The 1,836-nt window shown below is 41.8% G+C and carries 1 protein-coding gene; it reads right to left on the reverse strand.

What is annotated here, in order from left to right; genetic code table 11:
• Positions 1 to 1,836 (reverse strand): RICIN domain-containing protein (locus Q8907_16855; protein ID MDP4275939.1); only part of this gene is annotated, 1,836 nt, incomplete at both ends.

Below are 1,836 nucleotides of genomic sequence, written 5' to 3' on the forward strand. Positions count from 1 at the left end.
AAAAAACTTGGTAATCAAATCATTTCCAATCTTTATCCTCAATAAATATGATCCGGGAGCAAGTCCGGAAACATCAACTTCTTTTCCAACTACGCCACAGATCTTTACACCCTGCATATTGTAAACGGACATTGCAGCATTGCCATCTAAGCCACTTACATACAACACATCCGATGCCGGATTTGGGTACAAAGCAACCCTTTCAGCGCCTGGATTTTTAACTTCCGCAACAGCCGTAGGAGACGAAGATATTGTTGTAATGATCCATTGTTGGTTGGTCTGATTCATGTATTCCCACTGATTTGCCCCTGCCCCGTCAGCAAGGTCGGCTGATACTATCCCCATTGCCTTCCCGCTATTTTGGTTAATAAGCCTGAAATATTGTGAATCGATACTATCAATAGTCCACTTCTGATTATAGCCGTTGTTATATGCCGCTAATTGAACTGTACCGCCGTTATCCATTGACGCATTGGTTACTTCCAGAGCTTTACCACTGGCAGGATCGGTTATTTTATAAAAACCTTCACCAACATCGGTGATCACCCATTGCTGATTTGTTCCGTTAATGTATGTACTTTGTTCAACCTTAACTCCATCTGTATTTACCTGTAAGGCTTTATCACTGTGACGGGCAACAATCTTAAACGTTTTTCCGGATTCTATCGCTTTATTGCTCCTATTTGTATATGGAGACAATTTCAGCAAATCGGCCTGTACATAACGAGGCCAATAGAAATATTTGTCGTTAAAAGAAGGCCCCCATGGTTCATAACAATTTACTGAGTATGAAATGGAATATTTTCCTGGCGTATATAAATCGTCATGAAAATTAGGCATGTAGTTCCAGTAATTAACTTCTTCGGGCACCTGGAAAAGCAAAATGGATTTAGTCCACGGCCCAACCGGAGTTGGCGCAAATGTAAGCTTTTCCTGACCACTCATGGGATCACTAATAAGCAGCGCATAATTACCGGGGCCAAGTTTCTTTGCATCATTAGCCACATAAGAACAAACGTGACTGGCACTATCTTTAATTGAAAACCATCCGTATTTGGTATTATAAAACTGCCAGGGCGTTGTGGCTCCGATTAAATCGCCCTTTTTGGCCCGGGCAATTTTCGTGTACCCACCAAGCCCGACATTTACACCACCATAGAGGTAATAATAATCGCCATCATCCAAAATGCTCTCGTAATCATATCCGGAAGGCATCCGGTCAATACTTTCCAGTTCGAGAGTTGACAAATTAAAGGAGGCCAAATAGTTTCTTCCTGTTGCCTGCGTGCTTCCTCCTGACGGATAATCAACTTCCACCAACATTTCCTTTAACTTTCCACCTTCAACAACACCATCTGCAACCCAAAATAGCTGGTTGGGATATCCGTTAGGATCAGGTTCCGTAGGAATAAAATATGTATTTCCATTTCCCCCAGCCTTACTGTACATGGTTGTGAGTTTTTTATTTTTATCCTGAACAACCATTGAATTGCGAACAAAATTTCCATTAGTAAAAACGTTGTCGAAAGGATTATTAGTTCCCAAAAAGGTATCGTTAAAGAACCAGGCAACGCGTCCATCGGGCAAAGTCACTGAAACATCATTGTCAGCGTTATACCACCCATAACCCGTTCTGTTATGATGCCACATGCAGGTGGTGTAAACATCAATTGTTCCGTCCGACTGGTCCAGCACCTCAACATCATCCAAATGGTAATCAGAAACCGTCCGATAATAAAACTTCAGAATCGCTGACGGATTTTTCGACTTAAACGGGAAACGGTATTGATGCCATCCTCCGTGACTATTTTTAGGATCTGAAGAATCATTATACCA

Source organism: Bacteroidota bacterium (assembly GCA_030706565.1).
Lineage (GTDB): Bacteria > Bacteroidota > Bacteroidia > Bacteroidales > JAUZOH01 > JAUZOH01.